This window comes from Burkholderia sp. Bp9090, assembly GCF_003857985.1.
In the GTDB taxonomy this organism is placed as follows: Bacteria; Pseudomonadota; Gammaproteobacteria; order Burkholderiales; family Burkholderiaceae; genus Burkholderia.
The window spans coordinates 1-1,235 of record NZ_QTPV01000104.1 but is presented as its reverse complement, the minus strand read 5'-3'; the positions used below and the strand labels follow the sequence as shown (position 1 = coordinate 1,235).

1 protein-coding gene is annotated in these 1,235 nt (G+C 58.1%); it reads right to left on the bottom strand.

Features of this window, described 5'->3' with window-relative positions:
- Window positions 1-8 precede the first annotated feature (8 nt).
- Window positions 9-1,171, bottom strand: a protein-coding gene (locus DIE16_RS36270; RefSeq protein WP_105848424.1) for an IS3 family transposase whose coding sequence is annotated in 2 segments (ribosomal slippage) — window positions 9-916 and window positions 916-1,171 — 1,164 coding nt in all. Because the reading frame shifts where the segments join, the coding sequence is not laid out codon by codon here.
- Window positions 1,172-1,235 lie beyond the last annotated feature (64 nt).

Sequence of the window (1,235 nt, the reverse complement as noted above, 5' to 3'; positions counted from 1 at the left end):
TGTAGTGGTCAACTGATCCCGGACACTGCGTTAAGTTTTTCTTCCGCAACCGCCGGCGCCAGTCCGTCATTGAACTGATGCGGCCGTATCCAGTTGTACCGGTGCATCAGGTAGTGGCTGATGTCCCGGTGTGCCTCCTGCGCCGACATGTAGCCCACTGACGGTAGCCATTCGGTCTTGAAGCTGCGGAACAGCCTCTCCATCGGGGAGTTATCCCAACAATTTCCTCGACGGCTCATGCTCTGCTGTATCCGATAGCGCCAGAGGCGCTGACGGAATTTCCGGCTTGCATATTGGCCGCCTTGATCCGAGTGAAACAGCAAGCCTTGCGGTCGACCACGTTGCTCATAGGCCATCTCCAACGCCTGCACGACCAGATCGGCATCAGGGCGTGTCGAGAACGCCCAGCCAACAACCCGACGCGTGAACAGGTCGAGTACTACGGCCAGATAATGCCAACGTCCCTGCGCCCAGACATACGTGATGTCACCACACCACACCTGATTCGGCGTACCAACCTCGAATTCGCGATTGAGATGGTTCGGGATATCGATCCGCTCGACCGTGGCCTGCTTGTAGGCATGGCGACCCGGCTGCTTGCAGATCAACCCGAGTTCTTCCATCAAGCGGCTGACCTTGAAGCGTCCAATCGCCGTACCTTCCTCGCGCATCATGCCCATGATGCTGCGACTGCCAGCAGAGCTTCGACTCTCGATGAACAGCTCGTGTACCCGGCTACGCAGTGCCATGCGCTCGGCATCAACGCGTCGGGCTCGCCCTCGGTGGGCATACAGGCAGGACCGCGACACGTCGAATACCGCGCAGATCAGCTCGACCGATTCGCTTGCGCCAATCTGATCAATTACTTCGTACGTTCGATGCCTTCCGACATCAAGAGCGCGGTAGCCTTTTTTAAAATGGCCTTCTCACGCTCGAGGCGTTCGATACGCGCCTCGAGTTCCTGAATACGCTGTTGATCCGGCGTGATTGCCTTGCCCTGCGGCGTGACGCCCTGGCGTTCCATCTGAAGTTGCTGCACCCAGCGGCGCAGCACCGTCTCGCCGACGCCGACCGAGCGGCTTGCTTCCATATGGCTATAACCCTGGTCGAGCACCAGACAGGCGGCTTGCTGTTTGAACTCCGGGGAAAACGTACGTCGTTGCTTGCTCATCAGACACCTCTTCATGGCGACCATTCTCGCCTAAATCAGTGTCCGGATTCATTAGACCACTACA